This window comes from Janthinobacterium sp. (assembly GCF_031995485.1).
Classification (GTDB): Bacteria; Pseudomonadota; Gammaproteobacteria; order Burkholderiales; family Burkholderiaceae_D; genus Janthinobacterium.
On sequence record NZ_DAMAGB010000002.1, the window covers coordinates 248,488 to 266,313 of the forward strand.

A 17,826-nucleotide genomic window follows, 5' to 3' on the forward strand; every position below is an offset into this window, starting at 1 on the left:
CGTCGCCGGCGCGCACCGCGCATGCTGCGTCAGATCACCATCACACTACGCGGTTGGCCGCCAGGTCCCAGCCGCCCGAGGTATTGCCGCCGGCGCCGCCGGTCACCTTTTGCTGCGTGTATTTCCACTTCACTTTCGAGAACTTGAAGCCCACGTGCTCGCCCAGGATGTCGCCTTCTTCCACGTTGGGCGTGACGGCGCCGATCAGCACATTCTCGATCTCGATTTCAAAATACTTGACGCGCTCGCCCTGGCCGTCGGCACGCATAAATTCGAAGCGCGCCTTGGGGATGGTCTTGCCGGCCGAGCAGGTCTGCAGCAGCACCGGCGAGGACAGGTCGGCCAGCTTGGAGATGACGATGTCCTTGTGCTCGCAGCGTTCGGCCGTGTGGCCGCCACCGGTCGATGCGGTGGCCGATTTCGGCTGTTCCACGCTCCAGCTGACCGATTTGCACTCGATCCAGTCCTTGTGCTTGTCATCGGTCGACTCGCCCTTGATGCCGTCTATCTGCAGATATACATCGATTGCCATGGTGTGCTCCTCTGGTTGAAAAAATAATCGGATGAATCAGGAATTGGTCGACTTCGGCAACTCCGCGACCAGTCGGAGCGAAACGGACAGTTCATCGAGCTGGAAATGCGGCCGCAGGAACGACACCGCGCGGTACACGCCGGGCCGGCCCGGCACTTCATGCACCTGCACCGATGCTTCGCGCAGCGGGAACTGCGCCTTCTGTTCCTGGCTGGCGTTATCGTCGAGCAGCACGTAGGTCATCAGCCAGCGGTTCAGGAACTCTTCCACGTTGGAGGCGGCGGAAAAGCTGCCGATCTTGTCGCGCATCATGGCCTTCATGTAATGGGCGATGCGCGAGACGGCGAAGATGTACTGCAGCTGAGACGACAGCAGCGCGTTGGCGTTGGCCGCCTCGCTGTTGTACTTGCGGCTTTTCTGCGTCGACTGGGCGCCGAAGAAGGCCGCGTACGCCGTGTTCTTGCAGTGCACCAGCGAGATGAAACCAAGGTCGGACAGCTCCTTTTCGCGCCGGTCGGTGATCGCCACTTCGGCCGGACATTTCAAGGCCACGTCGCCCTCGTCGGTCTTGAAGGTGTGGGTCGGCAGGTCGTCGACCAGGCCGCCGCCTTCCACGCCGCGGATCGCCGCGCACCAGCCGTAGTCGGAAAAGGCGCGCGTGAGCTTGCTGCCAAATGCATAGGCGGCGTTACACCACAGGTATTTGTGGTGGTCGCTGCCGTCGACTTCCTCGACAAAATTGAAGCCTTCGACGGTGGTGCCGTCGACCGGATTGAAGGGCAGCCGGCCCAGGAAGCGCGGCAGGGTCAGGCCTACGTAGCGCGCGTCTTCCGATTCGCGGAACGCCTTCCATTTGGCATATTCGATGGTGTCGAATACCTTGGCCAGGTCGCGCGGCTTGCCCAGGTCGCCATAGCTTTCCAGGCCAAACAGTTCCGGCGCGGCCGAGGCGATGAACGGCGCGTGCGCGGCGGCGGCGATATGCGACATCTGCTCGATGAAATACATGTCTTCCGGCTGGCGCGAGATGGCAAAGTCGCCCAGCAGGGCCGCGAACGGCGCGCCGCCGAAGGTGCCGAATTCCTCTTCGTAGATCTTCTTGAACATGCTGCTCTGGTCGAACTCCAGCGCCGACTGGAAGTCCTTCACCAGCTCGCGCTTGGTGGCGTTGAACATGCGGATCTGCAGCCGCGTGCCGGTCTCGGAATTGCCGACCAGGTAATGCAGGCCGGTCCAGCTTTGCTCGAGCTGCTGGAACGCCGGCGTGTGCATCACTTCACTGAGCTGGCTGGAGATCAGCTGGTCGATCTGCGCCACGCGCGCGTCCAGCGTGGCCGACAGGCTGTGCGACATCAGCACCGTGCCGTCGAGCACCTGCCCCACCAGTTCGGCGATCAGGTCGCGCGCACGCGCATGTTCGGCGTCGGACTTGGCGACGCGGCTCTGCTCGACGATCCGGTCCAGCAGATCGGTCGCTTCGGTCGCCGCCACTGGCTGCGCTTGCATTTCTGCCTGTGCGTTCATCTCAGTCCTCCTTGACAGCGCGTTGCGGCTGCAGTGCGGCCAGGCTTTCGGTGTTGCCCAGCACCTCGGTCAGCAGGTCTTCCAGCTTGTCGTTGCCGGCCAGCTTGTTGCGCAGGTCGGCCAGCTTGGTGCGCGCTTCGAGCAGCTTGCGCAGCGGCGCGACCTGCTGCACCACCGACTCCGGGCGGAAGTCGCTCATCGAGCGAAAGCGCAGGGCGACCGGAAACGTGCCGCCTTCGCTGCTCAGGCGGTTCTGTACCTGGAAGCGCGCCACCGGCTCGACGCTGCCCAGCACCTCATCGAAGTTGTCCATGTCGATGCCGACGAACTTGCGGTCCTTCAGGCGCTTTTTTTCGAGCTCGGAATCGCCACCGAAGTCGCCCAGCACGCCGACCACGAAGGGCAGCTCCTTGTTCTCGATCGTGTCGCCGATCTCCACGTCATACGTCATCTGCACGCGCGGCGCGCGCACCTGCTGCAGGCGCTTCTGGACACTGTCAGGCTTGGCCATATGGTTTCCTTCGCAAAGTCGATGGGGAGGCGCCGCCAGGGCGCCCGGTGAAATGCGGTTTATTTCAAGCCGCTGAAGGGATCGGCGCCGCCTTGCGTGCTGGCTGCCTTGCCCGCTGGCGCGGAAGCTGAAGCGGGTGAAGCGGCTGCGGCGCCAGCCGCGCGCTTGCCGCTGGCGGCAGCCGGCCGCTTGGCCGGCGGTACCAGTACGTCTTCGCCGATGCTGGCGCGCAGCAGCTTGGCCAGTTCCTGCGCTTCCGAGCGCAGCGAGCCATTCAGGTTGTTTTGCCGCGACAGGTCGGCCAGCGCTTTGCCCGACAGGCGCAGGCCGCTGACGGCGACGATGCTGTTGGCGACCTTGTCGTCGGGATCGCGTTCGAGCGCTTCGAGCGCATGGCCGATCGCGTCGCCGTACTGGCCGCGATCGAACTTCATCTGCGCCATCTGCAGCCACGGCGCCTTGTCGGCCGGATAGGCGCTGCCGCCTTTTTCCAGCAAGGTATAAGCCTTGTCGTACTGGCCGGCGCGGGCGGCGGCGTCCGCCTCCGACAGCACTTGCGCCAGGGTTGGCGCCGGCACCGGCTTCGGTGCCGGCGGTTCGGTGGCGGCGCAGGCGGACAGCAGGAGTGCGCCGGCGAGACAGGCGATGCTGGTGGAAGCGGGCAGATGCATGGTGGACTTCATCTTGACATTCCTTCACGTGAAGGACGCTGCCGCTAGGAAAGATGGGCCGCGCCGTGTGGAGGCCATTATTGATCGCGCCATTTTTGGCCAACTTGAGCTTGATCAGCAAAGAATAAGTTCCACTCAGCAGCGCATTAGACGCACAACAAGCCTGATCTGGCGCAGTCTTTTCAGCCGTCACGACCCGTGTTTGTGCCATCGCAAACGGCACGCCATGCCATGCGATTAAATAGCTGCAGCGGTTTCTTTCCACCGGTTATTTTTTGAAAGGCCAGCCATGCGCCCTTCCCTGCGTTACTGCGTCACGCTGTCCCTGCTGCTGCCGCTGGCCGGCTGCGCAGGCGGCGCCGTCGGCGGCCTGGCCAGCGCGGCGCTGCAGATGGCGGGCCTGGCCAAACCGGCGGCGGAACTGCCCGAGTCGCAAAAACCCCCGCGCCATGTCAGCATCCGGTTGCATGCGGGCCAGCGCCTCAATACCGATCCGCAGGGCCGGCCGCTGGCGCTGGTGGCGCGCATCTACAAGCTGCGCCAGAGCGCCGCGTTCGAGCAGGCGCCGTACGACAGCTTTCTCGACGCGCAGAAGGAGAAGGCGCTGCTGGGCGCGGACCTGCTGGAGATGAAGGAAGTGCTGCTGGTGCCGGGCCAGCGCTACGAGATCCAGGAAAAGGTCGGCCGCGACGCCGCCTATCTGGGCGTGGTGGCGCTGTTCCGCGCACCGAGCCCACAGCGCTGGCGCGCCACCTTTGCCGCGCCGGACGCCGAACGCGATGGCGTCACCGTCGGCCTGCATGCATGCGCGCTTACCGTCGGCAGCGGCGCCGCGACCCAGCCAGGCCTGGCTGGCGCGCGCTGCGAATGATCCCGATCATCAATCACCAAGACAAGGAGAACGGCATGGCGATGGCAGCGAAAGTCCTGTGGGGAGAAGGCCTGTTCTTGCGGCCGCAGCATTTCCAGCGCCAGGATCAGTATCATGAAGCGCGGCTGCACCATACGGCCAGCGCGCTGCATCCCTATCTGTGGGGCGTGGCGCACATGCAGTGGGATCTCGACGCATTGAAAACCGGCACCCTGCGCCTGCAGGCGCTGTCGGCGATCTTTCGCGACGGCGAGGTGATCGACGCACCCGGCGATGGCGCGCCAGGCAGCGACGCGCTGCCGCCGCCGGTCGACCTGGCAACGCTGCCGCCTTCGCTGCAGGAAGTGACGTATTACGCCGCCCTGCCCGTGCTGAACCGCGAAGGGCTGAACTACACGGCGCAAGCAGCCGCCACGACGCCCGCCAGCACGCGCTTCGTGCACGCCATGCGCGCCACGCCCGACCTGTTTACCGGCTCCGCCGTGGCCGATGTGGCCTACCTGAAAAAAACCGTGCGCCTGATCCCCGACACCGAAGCGCGCGGCTCCTATGACTGCCTGCCGCTGATCGCGCTGCGGCGCACCGTGACGGGCGGTTTCGAACCACAGCCCGGCTTTATCGCGCCCAGCCTGTCGATCGCCGGCGCGCCGCGCCTGCAGGATCTGCTCGCGCACCTGCTCGACGCGCTGCAGGCCAAGGTGGCAGCGCTGCACGGCCACCACCGCGAACCGAGCCGCAACGTGATCGAGTTCCGCTCCGGCGACGTGTCGTCGTTCTGGCTGCTGCACACGGCCAGCACGGCGGCCGCCGCCCTGATGCACTATGTGCGGCACCCTGCACTGCATCCGGAACGCCTGTACGAAGCGCTGCTGGCGCTGGCCGGCGGCCTGCTCAGCTACGCGCGCCATCACACGCTGGCCAGCCTGCCCGGCTACGACCATGCGCAGCCTGGCGCGTGCTTTGCGGCGATCGACGCCATCATCCGCGAGCTGCTCGATACCGTGATTTCGTCGAAATACTTTTCCATCGCCCTGGCGGAAAGCCAACCGTCCTATTACCTGGGCAAGCTCGATTCGGGCAAGATCGACCGGCACACCACGCTGTACCTGGCAATCCGTGCCGCCATGCCGGCCATCGAACTGGTCGACATCGTGCCGCTGCGCGTCAAGGTCGGTGCGCCCGACGACGTGGAAAAATGCGTGCTGACCGCCATGCCCGGCGTGAAGCTGGCGCATGCGCCGCAGGTGCCGGCGGCCATTCCCGTGCGGCCCGACACCTGTTATTTTGCGCTTGAAAACCGTGGCGGGTTGTACGAACAGATGCTCAAGGCGCAGTCGATCTCGGTGTATGTGCCGGACGGCATCCGCGATCTGCAGCTCGAACTGATCGCGGTAACAGCATGAGCCAGTTCATCGAACGGCGCGCGGCGCCATCGCTGCTGGGACCTCGCGGCCCGGCCATCGCTCCAGGCCAGGCCAGCAGCGCCCTGCTCGACCTGATGCACGAAGGCTTCTATCTGCTGTTCCTGCTGAAGAACGGCTCGGCGCCCGGCGACGAACAGGGTTTCATGGAGCGCATCAAGGCCTTCCTCGACGAATTCACGCGCGAGGCAAAAAAAATCCGCGCCGACGATGGCGATATCGAAGCGGCCAAGTATGCGTTCTGCGCCGCCGTCGACGAGATCGTGCTTGCCTCGCCGTTCGACCTGCGCAAGCCGTGGGAGCGCCGGCCGCTGCAGCTGCTGCTGTTCGGCGACCAGCTGGCCGGCGAACATTTTTTCGACCGTCTCGACGCGCTGCGCGGCAAGGGCGCCATGCGGGTGCAGGCGCTGCAGGTCTTCCACATGTGTTTATTGCTGGGCTTCCAGGGCAAATATGCGATCGACGGCGGCGAAAAACTCAGCTACCTGACCGCCCGACTGGGCGACGAGATCGCCCATATCAAGGGCAAGAGCCGCGGCTTCGCGCCGCGCGCCGAGCGCCCCGACCAGGTGGTCAACAAGCGCCGCAGCGATGTGCCGCTGTGGGCCCTGACCAGCATCTTCGCGCTGCTGGCACTGTGCGCCTACCTCGGCCTGCGCGCCCACCTGACGCGCAACACGCAGGCCACACTGGCTGCCTACGCCGACCTGGTCAAGCTGGCGCCGCGGCCGGCCCACTTGACCATCACGCTACCCTGATTACTGCGCGATACGGAACTCGATGCGCCGGTTCCTGGCCCGGCCATCGACGGTGGTATTGCTGGCCACGGGCCGATCCGGGCCCTGGCCCGAGGTCAGCACCGTCTCCGGCGCAATGCCCTTGGTCGCGAGATAGCTGCGCACGGCTTCGGCGCGCGCCTGGCTCAGCGAGATATTGCTGGCGCGCAGGCCCGTGTTGTCCGTGTGGCCGATCACTTCCACCATGCGGCCCTTGAGCTTCTGCATGGCGGCCGCCATCTCGTCGAGGATCGCCATCCCGGCCGGCGTGATGCTGGCCTGGCCGCTGTCGAATTCGATGATGCGCCTGTCGAGCGCCGCATCGAGCAGGCCCTGCTCCGCGGCGCTCACGCGCAAGCCGTTGTTGACGGTATAGGTGGGATTGAGGCTGGTGGCGATATCGCTGGCGATCTGCTGGCGCTGCGCCTCGTTGGCCACCTCGCCTCGCACGGTGACGCTGCTGCCGTCGATGCCGAGCTGGCCGCGCGAAATCAGTTTCAGGTTGGGCGTCAGCAGTTTCTGTACATGCGCGTTCCAGTTGGCCGGTACCGCCACGGCGCCGATGGCGATCTGGTCAACCACCTGCTGCGCGCCATACAGCTCGCGCAGGCGCGCCAGCACGGCCGCCTTGGAGGCTTCATCGGCCACCGTGCCGCTCACCAGGATCTGGCCCGGCTGCGGCGAGACGGGCGCCGGCGCCTGGGCCTGGCCGAAGCCGGGAGCATGGGCCGCCAGCAGCAGTGCACACATCAATGGTTTCATCGCCATCCCCTCAGGCAAACGTATCGGTAAATGTATCGGCAAACATGCTGCAGGCCGAGCGCAGCGACAGCTGCTCCTGCTGCAGGCAGGCGGACAGCTGGCGCAGGGCCGGCTCCTGCGCCAGTCCGTCGTCGACCCAGTCGAGCTGGTCGAGCACGATCAGCCGTTCGCAGGCGGCCTGCGGGTCGATCAGTGCGCGCAGCGCATGCGGATCGGCGCCGCAAAATCCCACCAGCAGCACCGGCGCCTCGCCCAGCTGGGCAAAGAACAGCGCCAGCTCAAAGTCGAGCGGCTGCAAAAAAGGCAGGATCAGATGCAGCCAGAAGCTGGCCACCAGTTCGCGCTGGCGCGTGTCAATGGGCAGTGGCAGCACCAGGTTTTTTTCCAGCCGCACGCTGCGGCCATGCCCGCTCTGCCGCACCGGCAGCAGCAGCATGCCCAGTCCCAGCACCAGCTCGCGCGCGGTGACGGGAAACGCGGGCGAGGCCAGCATCGCCTGCAGCGAGTGCAGCGTATGGTCTTGCAAAAAGGCGGCAAACCGCGCCGCATGGCAGGCACCGCCAGGCTCGACTTCCACCACGCTGCCGGCCAGCGCCAGCAGCGCCTGCGCCGGATCGGCCTGCGACAGCAAACCGGTGCTCAGGCTTTCGATGCGCTGCCACAGCGGCGCCAGCGCCAGCGGGCTGCAGGCGACAAAGGCGTCCGCATCCGCCACTTCGAAGGCGCTCATGGCCATGAACGGAAAGCGGCGCTGCGACAGGTCGCTGCTCGCTTCCAGGCGCCCGGCAATGGCGCGCCGGCTGCGCGTGCCGACAAACGCAAAGCGCAGCGGCGCCAGCGCATCGTAATTGAGCTTCCAGCGCGGCGCCATCGTTAGCGCGTTCATGACCTGGGCCAGCCAGTCGTCGAGCAGCTGCACCAGCGCCAGATTGTCCGACGCCTTGATGAAGTCGCCGCGCGCGGGGAGCTTGCCGAAATACCCGAGGCGCACCTGCTGCGGCGCCTGTACCACGGCGCTCATCATGGCCTCCCTTCAAGCGCCGCCACGGCGACTGCCGGGGCCGCCGGTGCTGCCGGCGGCGCTGCGGTACCGACGATGGTCTCGGGCAGCGTCATGCCGCGAAAGCCCTGTTCCTGTACCGCCGCCGGTCCGCTTGCGCCCGCGCCGGTGCTTTCCGGACTGCTGGTGATTTTCAGGTCCAGCGCCACGGCCACCTCGCCGCGCGTCCAGCGCAGCTCGAATACGCCGCCGTCCTTGCGCTTCTTGGCCGCCGCGTCGATCATGCGTTTCAGGCCGAACTGTCCCGGTTCGTTGAACAGCTCCACCGTGCGCCCGTCAAACGTGACGGCCGTGATCCGTGCGCCAGGCGCGCCCTGCGCACCGGGATGCACCATATTGGTCCACTGCGCCGGCGTATTGCGGTAGCGTAGCTGCTGGCCATCGATCTCCACCGTGTATTCCAGCGTGCCGGGGGCCGGCGACGGCAGCAGCTGGAACACGGTCTGCGCCGCGCCGGACGTGGCCGCCACGCCGCCCGCGCCCAACGGCGCGATCCAGCCGGGAAAACGCGCCACCATCTGCGGCGACAGGCTGATGCCCATGTCGGCCCAGGTGCGCGGCGCCAGCACGTCGCCGCGCCGCACCACCAGCGGTCCCATCGCCGTGGTGACGAATTTGGCCACCAGCCCGTCCGGGCCGAAGAACTGGCCAATTTCCAGATGGCTGGCCTCGATGCGCGCGCCTGGCGCGAACGGATATTTGTTGGCCAGCGAGCGCTGGAACGGTTCATACACCTGCGCCGCCCAGGTCTTGTTCACTTCCAGTTCGGCCGGCGCCACGATCACGGCAAAGGTCTGCATCAACGGCCGCACGAGGATGGGCCGGATCGCCTGCTTCTGCGCGTCGCTCATGCCGGTCAGCATCTGCTCGTCGACCAGTTTCAACGCGTCGGCCAGCTCCGAGCCGCTGCCTTCGAGCGTCTGCTGCATGAACTGCTTGGCGCCGGGCCCGGCGTCGCCCTGGTTCTTCAGCTGATTCAAGCGGCTGCGCAGTTTCGACAGCGCTTCGAGGTAGGCGCGCATCAGCGAAGCGTCCTTGTCCCTGGCCGCCACCAGCTTGCCGACACCGGCGAACTCGCGCCCGACCGGCCCCATCGGCTTGTCCAGCCGGGCCGGATCGAGCTGCGCGTTGAGGCCGGGATTGGAGGTGAGCTGCGACGGCGCGCGGCGCAGGAAAGTGTCCTTGAACCAGGCGATGATGCCCCGTTCGGCCTGGCGCAGCTGGGCGTTCTGCAGGGCCGGATTGTCCCACGAGGTTTCCTCGTAAATCGTGGTGAGCAGCCTGGCGATCGGCGACGACTGCGGATCGCCGAGACGGTTCATCGCCTGCACCGCGCCATCGAAACCTTTCAGGTCGGCCACCGCCACGCCCTGCACGAATTTCTGCCACTCGCGCGCATAGTCGGCCTTGTACAGTTCCACCAGGTTTTTCTCGATCTGCTCCGGGCTGCCTTCCAGTGTCAGGTCGTCGGTGGACGCGCTTTTCAACACCCAGTCGGCACTTTGCAGCTCGCGGTTGGCCGCTTCGCGGAATGCCCCTTCGACGAATTTTTCCCACGCCTGCCGTGTATAGGCGCCGGAGATGGCATGGCTGCCCACCAGCAGGCCCTGGTCCTGTTCGCCGACAATGCGCGCCACCGTCATGCCGGGAAAGCGGGTCGCGGCGCGCGCGCGGATGTCGGCGTACACGCGCTCGCGCGCCGGCATGCCGCGCACCACGCGGCGCAGGTTTTCGCGCGCCTGGTCGACCAGCGCCAGCTTGGGTTCGATGCGTGGCCAGGAAGGATCGCCCACCTGCGCCAGGTAAAACGTCAGCAGCCGTTCGGCGCTGCGTATCATCTGCTCGCGTGGCATGGCACCGCGGTTGTTTTCCAGCCAGCCGCGCCAGAAGCGCGTCAGCTGGTCATTCAGGTGGCTGCTCTCGGCGTGGCTTTTATCGGCCAGCATCAGATAGGTTTTCAGGGCGTTATAAGCGTCTTCCACATTGGTGGGACTGGCCGCCTGGTAGGGCTGGCCCCGCATTGCTGCCGGCTGCTGCGGCGTGCGCGCTGCCGGCTGCAGCTGGTCGGCGCTGGCGTTCATCTCGGCCAGCAAGCCTTCCAGGCCGGCCGTCACGGGCGCCAGCATCACGTGGCGAGCGCCGGCAAAATACTCTTCACGCAGTTTGCGCTCGAGCAGCTCGCCCTGGTACAGTCCCATGCGCAAGGACCAGGGTCTTTGGTGACGGTAAGCATCAAGCTGCTCGATGCGGTCCTGCAGGATCTCCAGCGCCTCCAGGCGCGATTGCAGGTCCAGCCGCTGCTCCTGCAGCCGCAGCACCTTGTTCATGTCCGCTTCAACATTGGCCACCAGCTGCCGGTTGCCGAGATAGGACCAGCTCCAGCCGCCCAGGCAGGCGCCGAGCAGCACGGTGGCGCTGAAAAACACGGCGTACCTGAGCCGCAGCCGCGTCTTGCTGGCGTAGTTCGACACCAGGTATTTGTCGGCAAAGATCACCTTGCGGAACAGGTCGAGCAAAAAGAAACCCTGCTGGCGCAGGCCGGGCGCCACCGGCGGCGGCACGAAGGTCAGGTCGAAACGCCGTGCCACCTCCTGCGACGACGCGCTGACGGGCATGCCCTCCTGCAGCGCGCTGGTCAGGTAAAAGCCGCGGAACACGGGCTGGAACTGGAACGGATTTTCTTCGAACAGGGTGGCGATAAAGGCGCGCAGCGCATGCTTGGTGGCGGCAAATTCGAGCGGAAACGTAAACACGCCGGGCGGCATGGTCTTGCGCTGGCGGTGCGCCATGTTGGCCAGGCTCAGTTCGGTCAGGCCGGCGTGCAGCTCATCGAAGCTCTGGTCGAAAAACGCCAGCAGCTCGGCCGTGGGCAGCTTGCGTTTATAGGGCATGGTGGCGCCCCAGGCCCGCTCGCGTTCGCTGCGCTCGGTATCAAGAAAAAACTCGGTGAAGCCGGCGATCAGGTCGGCCTTGGTAAACACGATATACAGCGGCGCAAACACTTCCAGGCGTTCGATCACGTCCTGCACCCGTTTGCGCAGGCTGCGCGCCAGCTGCCTGCCGACATCGGGGTCGGCACCGAGTTCGGCGATGCTGACGGCGATGATGATGCCGTTGATGGGCGCCTTGCGCCGGTATTTTTTCAGCAGGTCGAGAAAGCCGAACCACTCGCCACGGTGTTCGTCGACCACCGAATAGCGGCCAGCCGTATCGAGCACGATGCCGTCGGTGGTAAAGAACCAGTCGCAGTTGCGGGTGCCGCCCACACCCTGCACCACCTTGCCGTCGGCGAACGGAAACTGCAACCCGGAATGCAGGATGGCGCTGCTCTTACCGGCGGCGGGGTTACCGATGATCATGTACCACGGCAGTTCATACAGGGCCGCCGCGCCCGATTTGCGGCCCAGCCTGGAAGTCTTGATGGTGTCGATGGCGGCCAGCAGGCCCGTGCGCACGGCATCGAGCTCGCCATGCTGGGGCGTGGTGGCCTGTGCCGCATTGGCGGCGGCAATCTCGGCCTGGTTGAGGATGGCCTGCCCCAGCGCCTGCGCATCGCGGCGCGCGCGGCGCCGGCGCAGCAGCCACAGCGTCAGCCAGATGAGCAAGGCCAGCAGCAGCAAGGCCAGCGCCCAGACCAGCGCCAGCTCCAGCGCCTCGGCGCCCAGATACAGCGTCACGGCCAGCGCCACGAAGCCGGCAATGGTCAGGTGGCGGCTATCGGTGAGGAAATTCCAGATTCGTCGCAGCATGGTGGATCCCGGTTGTGTCCGACAATATGGTTGCCACCGCAATGGCGAACCGAATCATGCTGACAGTAAAAAAGCCGCGCTTTGTTGACTTGCGACAAGTTTCGGGGGACCTGCAAAGCGGCCGGGCGTGCCGTGCTTGACGCTGCGCAAGCATGAGTTCGCCTGAGAAATTCCTGCGCCTGGCGAGGACTAGAATGGCTGGCGCGCCGGCCTTATCTGGCCAGTACGCCGCGCTGGCGCAGTTCGGCGTGGCCGAAGTCCATCATGGTCCAGCGCCCGCCCCATTGCAGGCCCACCGATTCGGCCGTCACGCCATACAAGCGGTAGCCGCGCATGGCCCAGGCATTTTTTTCGGAAATGATGAGTTTTCCCTCATGCATGAACGCACAATCGGCAGCCAGGCCGTACTGGTGATAGCTTTGAAACGCTTTCGCGTTGGTCACGTTCGGCCCGGCGGCGGCCAGCTGGTTTTGCCGCTCCGGACTGCGATAGCCTTCCAGCAGCACCATGTCGTAGCCATGCATCTCTTTCATGATCTTGAACACCAGCAGCAATCGCTGCGCGAAATCCGGGTCCAGCAACTGCCAGTTGCGACTGGCGCCGCCCAGCAGCGGCCGCAGCTGGGTCACCTCCGCCGTGGTAAACACCAGCGGCGGCAAGGCGGGCGGCGGCGCCAGTTGCTCTCCCTTGAGCAGCTCGCTGACCTGTTCATTGATGGCGTACTGCCGGTCTGCATAGCCGCGCAAGGCGATGCGGTCGCTCCACAGCCAGGCCAGCAGCGGCGGCACGGCAATCAGCAGGCCGCCGGCCAGCGACAGCCAGCGGTGCCGGCGCAGCAGCTGCCAGCCGCGCGCCATGCCATGGCCTGCGCGCTGATGCGCCCGCTGCCACTGTGCGCCACCGCCATGGCTGAAGCGCTGCGCGCGGCGGTGCATGCGCCAGCCCAGGTTCACCATCGCCTGCACCAGGGTCGCGCGTCCCGAGGGAAACAGCAGCAGCCAGCAGGCAAAGGAAGCGAGCAGGAAATACATCAGGACCAGGGCGATCAGCATGGGGGCTCCGGAGGAAAGAGGTTGCCAGCAGGTATCGCCAAATCGTAGGCGCGGACGCACCAGGCAGGCGAGGTTTACATCAAGCGAGATCCAATTCGACCAAGTTCGGAGGTGATATTTTGGCTACAACGACAAGCAAAGGCGGCCGCAAGAGCGGCCCCGACCTGCTGGCCAGTGCCGCCAGGCACGACGCCAACCGCATCCTGTCGCAGCTGGAACACGGCACGATGCCGCTGGCGCCGGCGGGCCTGGCGGCGCACTGGCACGGCGGCTGGCTGGGCACGGTCGGCGCACTGCTGGGCATGATGCTGCTGGTGCTGGCATGGCTGGCCTGGGACGGCAGCAGCGAGCAGCCGCCCGCCACCAGCGCCATCGCGCCAGAGGCCGTGGCGGTGCCGCAGGCAGGCGAGCCGCCTGCGCATGGTCCGGCTGCGGCAGCAACCATCATCAACGAAGCGCCGGCGGCTGCGGTGCTGCCGCAAGCAGCCAGGACACCACCGCAGAAGAACCATCCGGCGCCTTCCGTGACCGCAGCGCGCGCATCTGCCGCCAAGCCATCAAAACGCCCGGCGGCAGCGCCGGCCGGCGACAGCGACGTGACCCTGCTGGCAGCGATGGTCGCGCATGGACAGCAGCCGGCTGCCGTCCGCCAGGAAGCGGCACGCGATGTGGTACTGCGCCAGGATGAAGAAGAAACAGCTTCCCTGCTGCAGCGCTGCCGCCAGTTGGGCCTGATCGAAGGCATGCTGTGCCGCGCCCGCATCTGTTCGGGGCGCTGGGACAGCGATCCGGCCTGCCACTGAGCGGATTCAGGCGGGCGTATCGATGCAGCGCTGCAGAAAGGCCTGCATCCGCGCCAGCACCGCCTGCGGCTGCTCCAGGTGCGGCGTATGGCCGCAGTGTTCGATCATCGCCGGCGCGGCCTGCAAGGCTTGCGCCACAATGGCGTCAACCTGGGCCGCGCTGCCATACTGGTCGTCGCTGCCCTGCATGACGAGCGCCGGGCAGGCGATCGACGGCAGCAGATATTCGATATTCCAGAACTGGAAACCGTGGCTGAGCCAGGTCTCGGACCACGCCTTGAATATCGTCTGCGTCTTGTCGCCGTGATACTTCGCCAGCGCGCGCAGCTTGCCCGCGTCAAAGGCCGCATCGGCGGCGCGGATGCCGTCCAGCGTCACGTCTTCCACGAACACATGCGCGGCCTCGGTCACGATGGCGCGCAGCAGTGGCGGTTGCTGGGACGCATGGATCAGCGCGATGCTGCCGCCGTCCGAATGGCCGACCACGACATATTCCTGCCCGGGTATCAGGTGTTCCAGCACCAGCGGCAATTCGCGCAGCGCGTAGTCGTGCACGTAATGCAGCCGGCGCTGTTCCGTCAACGGCGACGAGCGGCCATAGCCGAGGCGGTCGTACAGCAGGCCGCGGCAACCGGTGGCCTGGCACAGCCGGGCCGGAAAGTCCTTCCACATGGCGCAGCTGCCCAGACCTTCATGCAGGAACACCAGCACCGGCCTGGCCGGGTCGCCTGGTATCAGCTCGTAATGGATAGCGTGGGCGGGATGGAGATGCAATATCGGCATGGGTGGACGCAGGCGCAAAGGTAACAGGATGGTTGAGCATTGTGCCATCACTTGCTCGGCACGCTCTGGGAATGCCCAAAATATCTTTCAGGAAAATGCATCTACGGCGGGTTTGTGCCAGCGCAAAGATCCTGACATTTCTCACACTACTGCCGAGTACTGGCTTGAGAACGCGCGCCTAGAATAAATACCGCCCCTCGCCAGCAGACTGGCGCGGTGCCCACCTTATCAACCAGGAGACCAGCATGGACACGCAAGAAAAAAACCGTGGCGGCAGCAATACGCAGCCGGAAATCAAGGATCTGCCCCAGGAAGGCAAGATAGCAGGACAAGAAGCGCGCGGCCAGGATGCTTCGGCCAATCTCAGCGGCGCTTCCTTCAGCACCTACTATATCTGGCGCGCCAACGGCGTGCACCCCAACGTCAATTTCACCCAGGCGAACGTCAACGCCAATTCCCGCGTCTTCGTCAACATCAGCGAATATAGCGCCAACGCCCAGGACCGCTTCATCGGCTCGGCCCGCATGGCGGTGTATAACATCGCACCGTACAACGGCGGCTTCCGTGCATGGGTTGACATCTCCTGGGGCAGCCCGCTGAATGTCCGCTTCGACGTACTGGTCGATCCTTGACGCATAGGGCATTGCCGTATGCCTGTATGAGCTGCAAAAGGGCCATGTGTCGCCATGTGGCCCTGCAGTGACAATCCGGTGTCGCTATCGCCTTGCTGATCAAAAAGATAAGCCGGGCTTGAATACCGCATAATCCGCATCCGACAGCCGCGCCGGCGCCCTTGCAGCCCATCCTCGCAGCCCCTTCTCAGCCGCCCCGCCAGAGCCAGCGTACAGGCCCCACCATCCGGCCAAGAAATGGCAAAACACCGGGGCCCTGTGTCGATCTTCCCGGCAGACCGCTGCCGCGCAGCTTCAGATAACGTTTAACGCGCCGACCATTTCCTCGATAAAAGATGGCCAGGTAACGCCTGAGACAAAAAAACACCGCGCCGGCCGACCGGTACACTTCCACGCGGTCAAATTCCACCGGTTTCCCCAAAAAACGCAGCTTGTAGTCGTACCAGCCCGAGAGCAGGTGATATCGCAAGACTCCTGATTCAATCGCAGCACAAATACTGAAATAGCACGCCAGTTTGCCAAGCCTGAATCTGTCGAAACCGGTGTCATGAGCGACCACATGCATGAACATTTCCGTGCCGTATCGCGTGCAGATTACGCCGGCGCGCACTATTCCGTCGACGTAAATCACGGACAGGAATCCGAAATTTTTCACCAGGTCGAACAAACGCCGCGACTTTTCCAGCGTATGAGAAGAAGCGACTTCCTTCCCAGCCATCCGCGATGCGCTCAATCCGATAATTTCGTTAAAAACAGCCTCCGCCACATCCTGTCCTGAAAAACACGCATATCTCACGTCGCTGGATGCAGTTGATAATTTTTTCTTGTAGCGTTTCAGATCATGCTGCAACTGTCTCCCCAGCATGCTCGTATAGCGCGCAACCGATCCGCATAAATCGATTACAAAATCCTCCGAGACATTATATCGCTGCGCGACAAAACCGATTTCTTCCCGATCCGATTCGACACAGTCAAATCCAATGCACCTGATTTGGCCAAACATGTTAAAAATATGTTGGCAAACAATGTGTATATCCGAAGATGAAAATTTTGAACACAACTGCAATATTTCAATGCGATAAGAATAAATGCGGAAAAAAATCAATGGATGAGCAGTACTAACATTCCGCAACACAAAAAACTCGCCGTCTTTTGATGCACCGGACCAAGTATAGCGGAGCGAGGAGAAAATGCTGTGCCCCAGGCATGCGAGTTCCTGATCCCACTCTTCGTCCCCCTTGACTGGCATGACATAAATTAAATTATCAGACATGTGCGCCTCGTGACAAGCTGAATATAATCAAAAGCAATGTAGACATTTCCAGTAATAAAAAATAGCCACGACCAACCTGTCGCATTAGCGTTGATTGCCAGCATGGCCAGGCATTGTCAAAATGCTGACAATAGTTTCCTGCATTAAAGCGCAATGCTATCAAAGTTTCCTGTATTCACAATCAAACACATTTTACTCACTTAAACATGAATCACCCAGCATGGCGTGGTGGCGGATTTGCGTTTTCTCAAAAATAAATTATTAATTGCATGGCACGCTTCAGTAAGCGCATACGACCAGTGACGGGACGGAGAATTAAAAATGGGAAAGAACGCGAATATCGTCATGTTGGGAACGGCGCCTGATGCGCTTGGCGGTATCGCATCGGTAATAGGCATATATTACGCCTCAGGAATAATCGACAATTGCAACATAACTTACCTGGTGACGCACTGTACCGGTACCGCTCAGCAGAAAATTTTCATGCTAGTCAAAGCATGTTACACATTTACAAGACTAATTCTCAAAAGAAAGATACAAATAGTCCATATGCACCTGGCATGTGGCATGAGCTTCTGGCGCAAAATTTTATTTGCGGCCTATGCTACCCTTCTGAAGATACCATTTGTCATACATCTTCATTCCGGAAACTTTCCCCAATACTATTCAAATTCTTCAAAATTGACCAGACTGATGATCAGATGCATGTTTCGCCTGGCCGCAGCAAATATCACCGTTTCCAGAGAATTGAAATTGTGGCTGGAGCAAATATCGAGCATTCGCCCTGCCGTGATCATTCATAATCCAATCTGTATTCCTGCGATACGTGAGGCAAGCGCAAGGAAACAGTCAACCATCGTCTTCCTGGGCCGCATCGAACCAACAAAAGGCATCATTGATCTGATTACCGCAGTTCAGCATATATCGCCGAGCTATCCGGAAGCACGTCTGGTCATTGCGGGCGCAGGCGATACCGCCACTGTCAAAAAAATAGCTGCTGACTTGGGGATAGCTTCGAAAATCGACTTTCCGGGATGGGTTACTGGAGAAACCAAGAGCGCGCTGCTGACAACCGCGACCCTCTTCGTACTTCCATCGTATGCGGAAGGCATGCCGATGGGAGTGCTGGAAGCAATGTCACATGGCACTGCCGTCATCGCCAGCGACGTCGGTGGGATCCCGGAAGCTATTCATGACGGAATTGAGGGATTACTGGTGCCACCTGGCAACGTCCTGAAACTGGAGGAAGCGATAACGCTTTTACTTTGTAATCGTGAATTGCGGGAACGTCTGGGAAGAGCTGGCCAGGAGGCGGTACGACAACGGTTCTCAACCGCATCGACCTCGGCAGCACTGTCCGATTTGTACGCCAAGCTACTGTGCTGACTTGTCGCGTTCGCCACTAG

At 63.2% G+C, this 17,826-nt stretch carries 16 protein-coding genes; 6 read left to right on the top strand and 10 right to left on the bottom strand.

Features of this window, described 5'->3' with window-relative positions; all coding sequences use genetic code 11:
* Positions 1-40 precede the first annotated feature (40 nt).
* From RTQ46_RS02830 to RTQ46_RS02845, 4 genes are read right to left on the bottom strand one after another with little or no spacing between them, the layout of a single operon-like run.
* The gene (locus tag RTQ46_RS02830) at positions 41-532 is read right to left on the bottom strand and encodes an Hcp family type VI secretion system effector (protein ID WP_065310606.1); all 492 of its coding nucleotides are present in this window, start codon (positions 530-532) and stop codon (positions 41-43) included.
* A 36-nt stretch (positions 533-568) separates the two neighbouring features.
* On the bottom strand, positions 569-2,056 hold the full coding sequence (gene tssC, locus RTQ46_RS02835; protein ID WP_312434452.1) for a type VI secretion system contractile sheath large subunit: 1,488 nt from the start codon (positions 2,054-2,056) through the stop codon (positions 569-571).
* 1 nt (position 2,057) lies between these two features.
* Positions 2,058-2,567, bottom strand: coding sequence for a type VI secretion system contractile sheath small subunit (tssB, locus tag RTQ46_RS02840; protein WP_312434453.1), 510 nt, complete (start codon positions 2,565-2,567; stop codon positions 2,058-2,060).
* Positions 2,568-2,626: 59 nt separating this feature from the next.
* Positions 2,627-3,250, bottom strand: coding sequence for a tetratricopeptide repeat protein (locus RTQ46_RS02845; protein ID WP_312434454.1), 624 nt, complete (start codon positions 3,248-3,250; stop codon positions 2,627-2,629).
* A 277-nt stretch (positions 3,251-3,527) separates the two neighbouring features.
* On the opposite strand from RTQ46_RS02845, the gene tssJ reads away from it, so the two are divergent.
* From tssJ to icmH, 3 genes are read left to right on the top strand one after another with little or no spacing between them, the layout of a single operon-like run.
* Positions 3,528-4,109 carry a type VI secretion system lipoprotein TssJ gene (gene tssJ / locus RTQ46_RS02850; RefSeq protein WP_312434456.1) on the top strand — a complete coding sequence of 194 codons (582 nt, stop codon included), beginning with the start codon at positions 3,528-3,530 and terminating at the stop codon, positions 4,107-4,109.
* A 35-nt stretch (positions 4,110-4,144) separates the two neighbouring features.
* A complete protein-coding gene (tssK, locus tag RTQ46_RS02855) occupies positions 4,145-5,512 on the top strand; it encodes a type VI secretion system baseplate subunit TssK (protein ID WP_312434457.1) in 1,368 nt (455 codons plus the stop codon).
* A complete protein-coding gene (icmH, locus tag RTQ46_RS02860) occupies positions 5,509-6,288 on the top strand; it encodes a type IVB secretion system protein IcmH/DotU (protein WP_312434458.1) in 780 nt (259 codons plus the stop codon). The genes tssK and icmH overlap by 4 nt, the downstream gene beginning before the upstream one ends.
* Here icmH and RTQ46_RS02865 read toward each other — a convergent pair whose 3' ends face one another.
* The 4 genes from RTQ46_RS02865 to RTQ46_RS02880 form a co-directional block, all read right to left on the bottom strand.
* Positions 6,289-7,068 (bottom strand): OmpA family protein, encoded by a 780-nt coding sequence (locus tag RTQ46_RS02865; protein WP_409518292.1) that lies wholly within the window; start codon positions 7,066-7,068, stop codon positions 6,289-6,291.
* Between the two features lie 10 nt (positions 7,069-7,078).
* Positions 7,079-8,092: a type VI secretion system-associated protein TagF gene (gene tagF, locus RTQ46_RS02870; RefSeq protein ID WP_312434460.1), complete on the bottom strand. Its 1,014-nt coding sequence runs from the start codon at positions 8,090-8,092 to the stop codon at positions 7,079-7,081.
* A complete protein-coding gene (gene tssM / locus RTQ46_RS02875) occupies positions 8,089-11,877 on the bottom strand; it encodes a type VI secretion system membrane subunit TssM (protein ID WP_312434461.1) in 3,789 nt (1,262 codons plus the stop codon). Before tssM ends, tagF begins: the two co-directional genes overlap by 4 nt.
* 212 nt (positions 11,878-12,089) lie before the next feature.
* Complete coding sequence (locus RTQ46_RS02880; protein ID WP_312434463.1) at positions 12,090-12,929, bottom strand: M15 family metallopeptidase; 840 nt, start codon at positions 12,927-12,929, stop codon at positions 12,090-12,092.
* Between the two features lie 119 nt (positions 12,930-13,048).
* On the opposite strand from RTQ46_RS02880, the gene RTQ46_RS02885 reads away from it, so the two are divergent.
* Complete coding sequence (locus RTQ46_RS02885; protein ID WP_312434464.1) at positions 13,049-13,732, top strand: hypothetical protein; 684 nt, start codon at positions 13,049-13,051, stop codon at positions 13,730-13,732.
* A gap of 6 nt (positions 13,733-13,738) precedes the next feature.
* Here the strand turns inward: RTQ46_RS02885 and RTQ46_RS02890 are convergent, their stop codons facing one another.
* Positions 13,739-14,515 carry an alpha/beta hydrolase gene (locus tag RTQ46_RS02890; protein WP_312434465.1) on the bottom strand — a complete coding sequence of 259 codons (777 nt, stop codon included), beginning with the start codon at positions 14,513-14,515 and terminating at the stop codon, positions 13,739-13,741.
* A 245-nt stretch (positions 14,516-14,760) separates the two neighbouring features.
* On the opposite strand from RTQ46_RS02890, the gene RTQ46_RS02895 reads away from it, so the two are divergent.
* Positions 14,761-15,147, top strand: a complete 387-nt coding sequence (locus RTQ46_RS02895) for a hypothetical protein (protein WP_312434467.1) — start codon at positions 14,761-14,763, stop codon at positions 15,145-15,147.
* A 187-nt stretch (positions 15,148-15,334) separates the two neighbouring features.
* Here RTQ46_RS02895 and RTQ46_RS02900 read toward each other — a convergent pair whose 3' ends face one another.
* The gene (locus tag RTQ46_RS02900) at positions 15,335-16,420 is read right to left on the bottom strand and encodes a GNAT family N-acetyltransferase (protein WP_312434468.1); all 1,086 of its coding nucleotides are present in this window, start codon (positions 16,418-16,420) and stop codon (positions 15,335-15,337) included.
* A 321-nt stretch (positions 16,421-16,741) separates the two neighbouring features.
* On the opposite strand from RTQ46_RS02900, the gene RTQ46_RS02905 reads away from it, so the two are divergent.
* Positions 16,742-17,806 carry a glycosyltransferase family 4 protein gene (locus RTQ46_RS02905; RefSeq protein WP_312434469.1) on the top strand — a complete coding sequence of 355 codons (1,065 nt, stop codon included), beginning with the start codon at positions 16,742-16,744 and terminating at the stop codon, positions 17,804-17,806.
* Positions 17,807-17,826 lie beyond the last annotated feature (20 nt).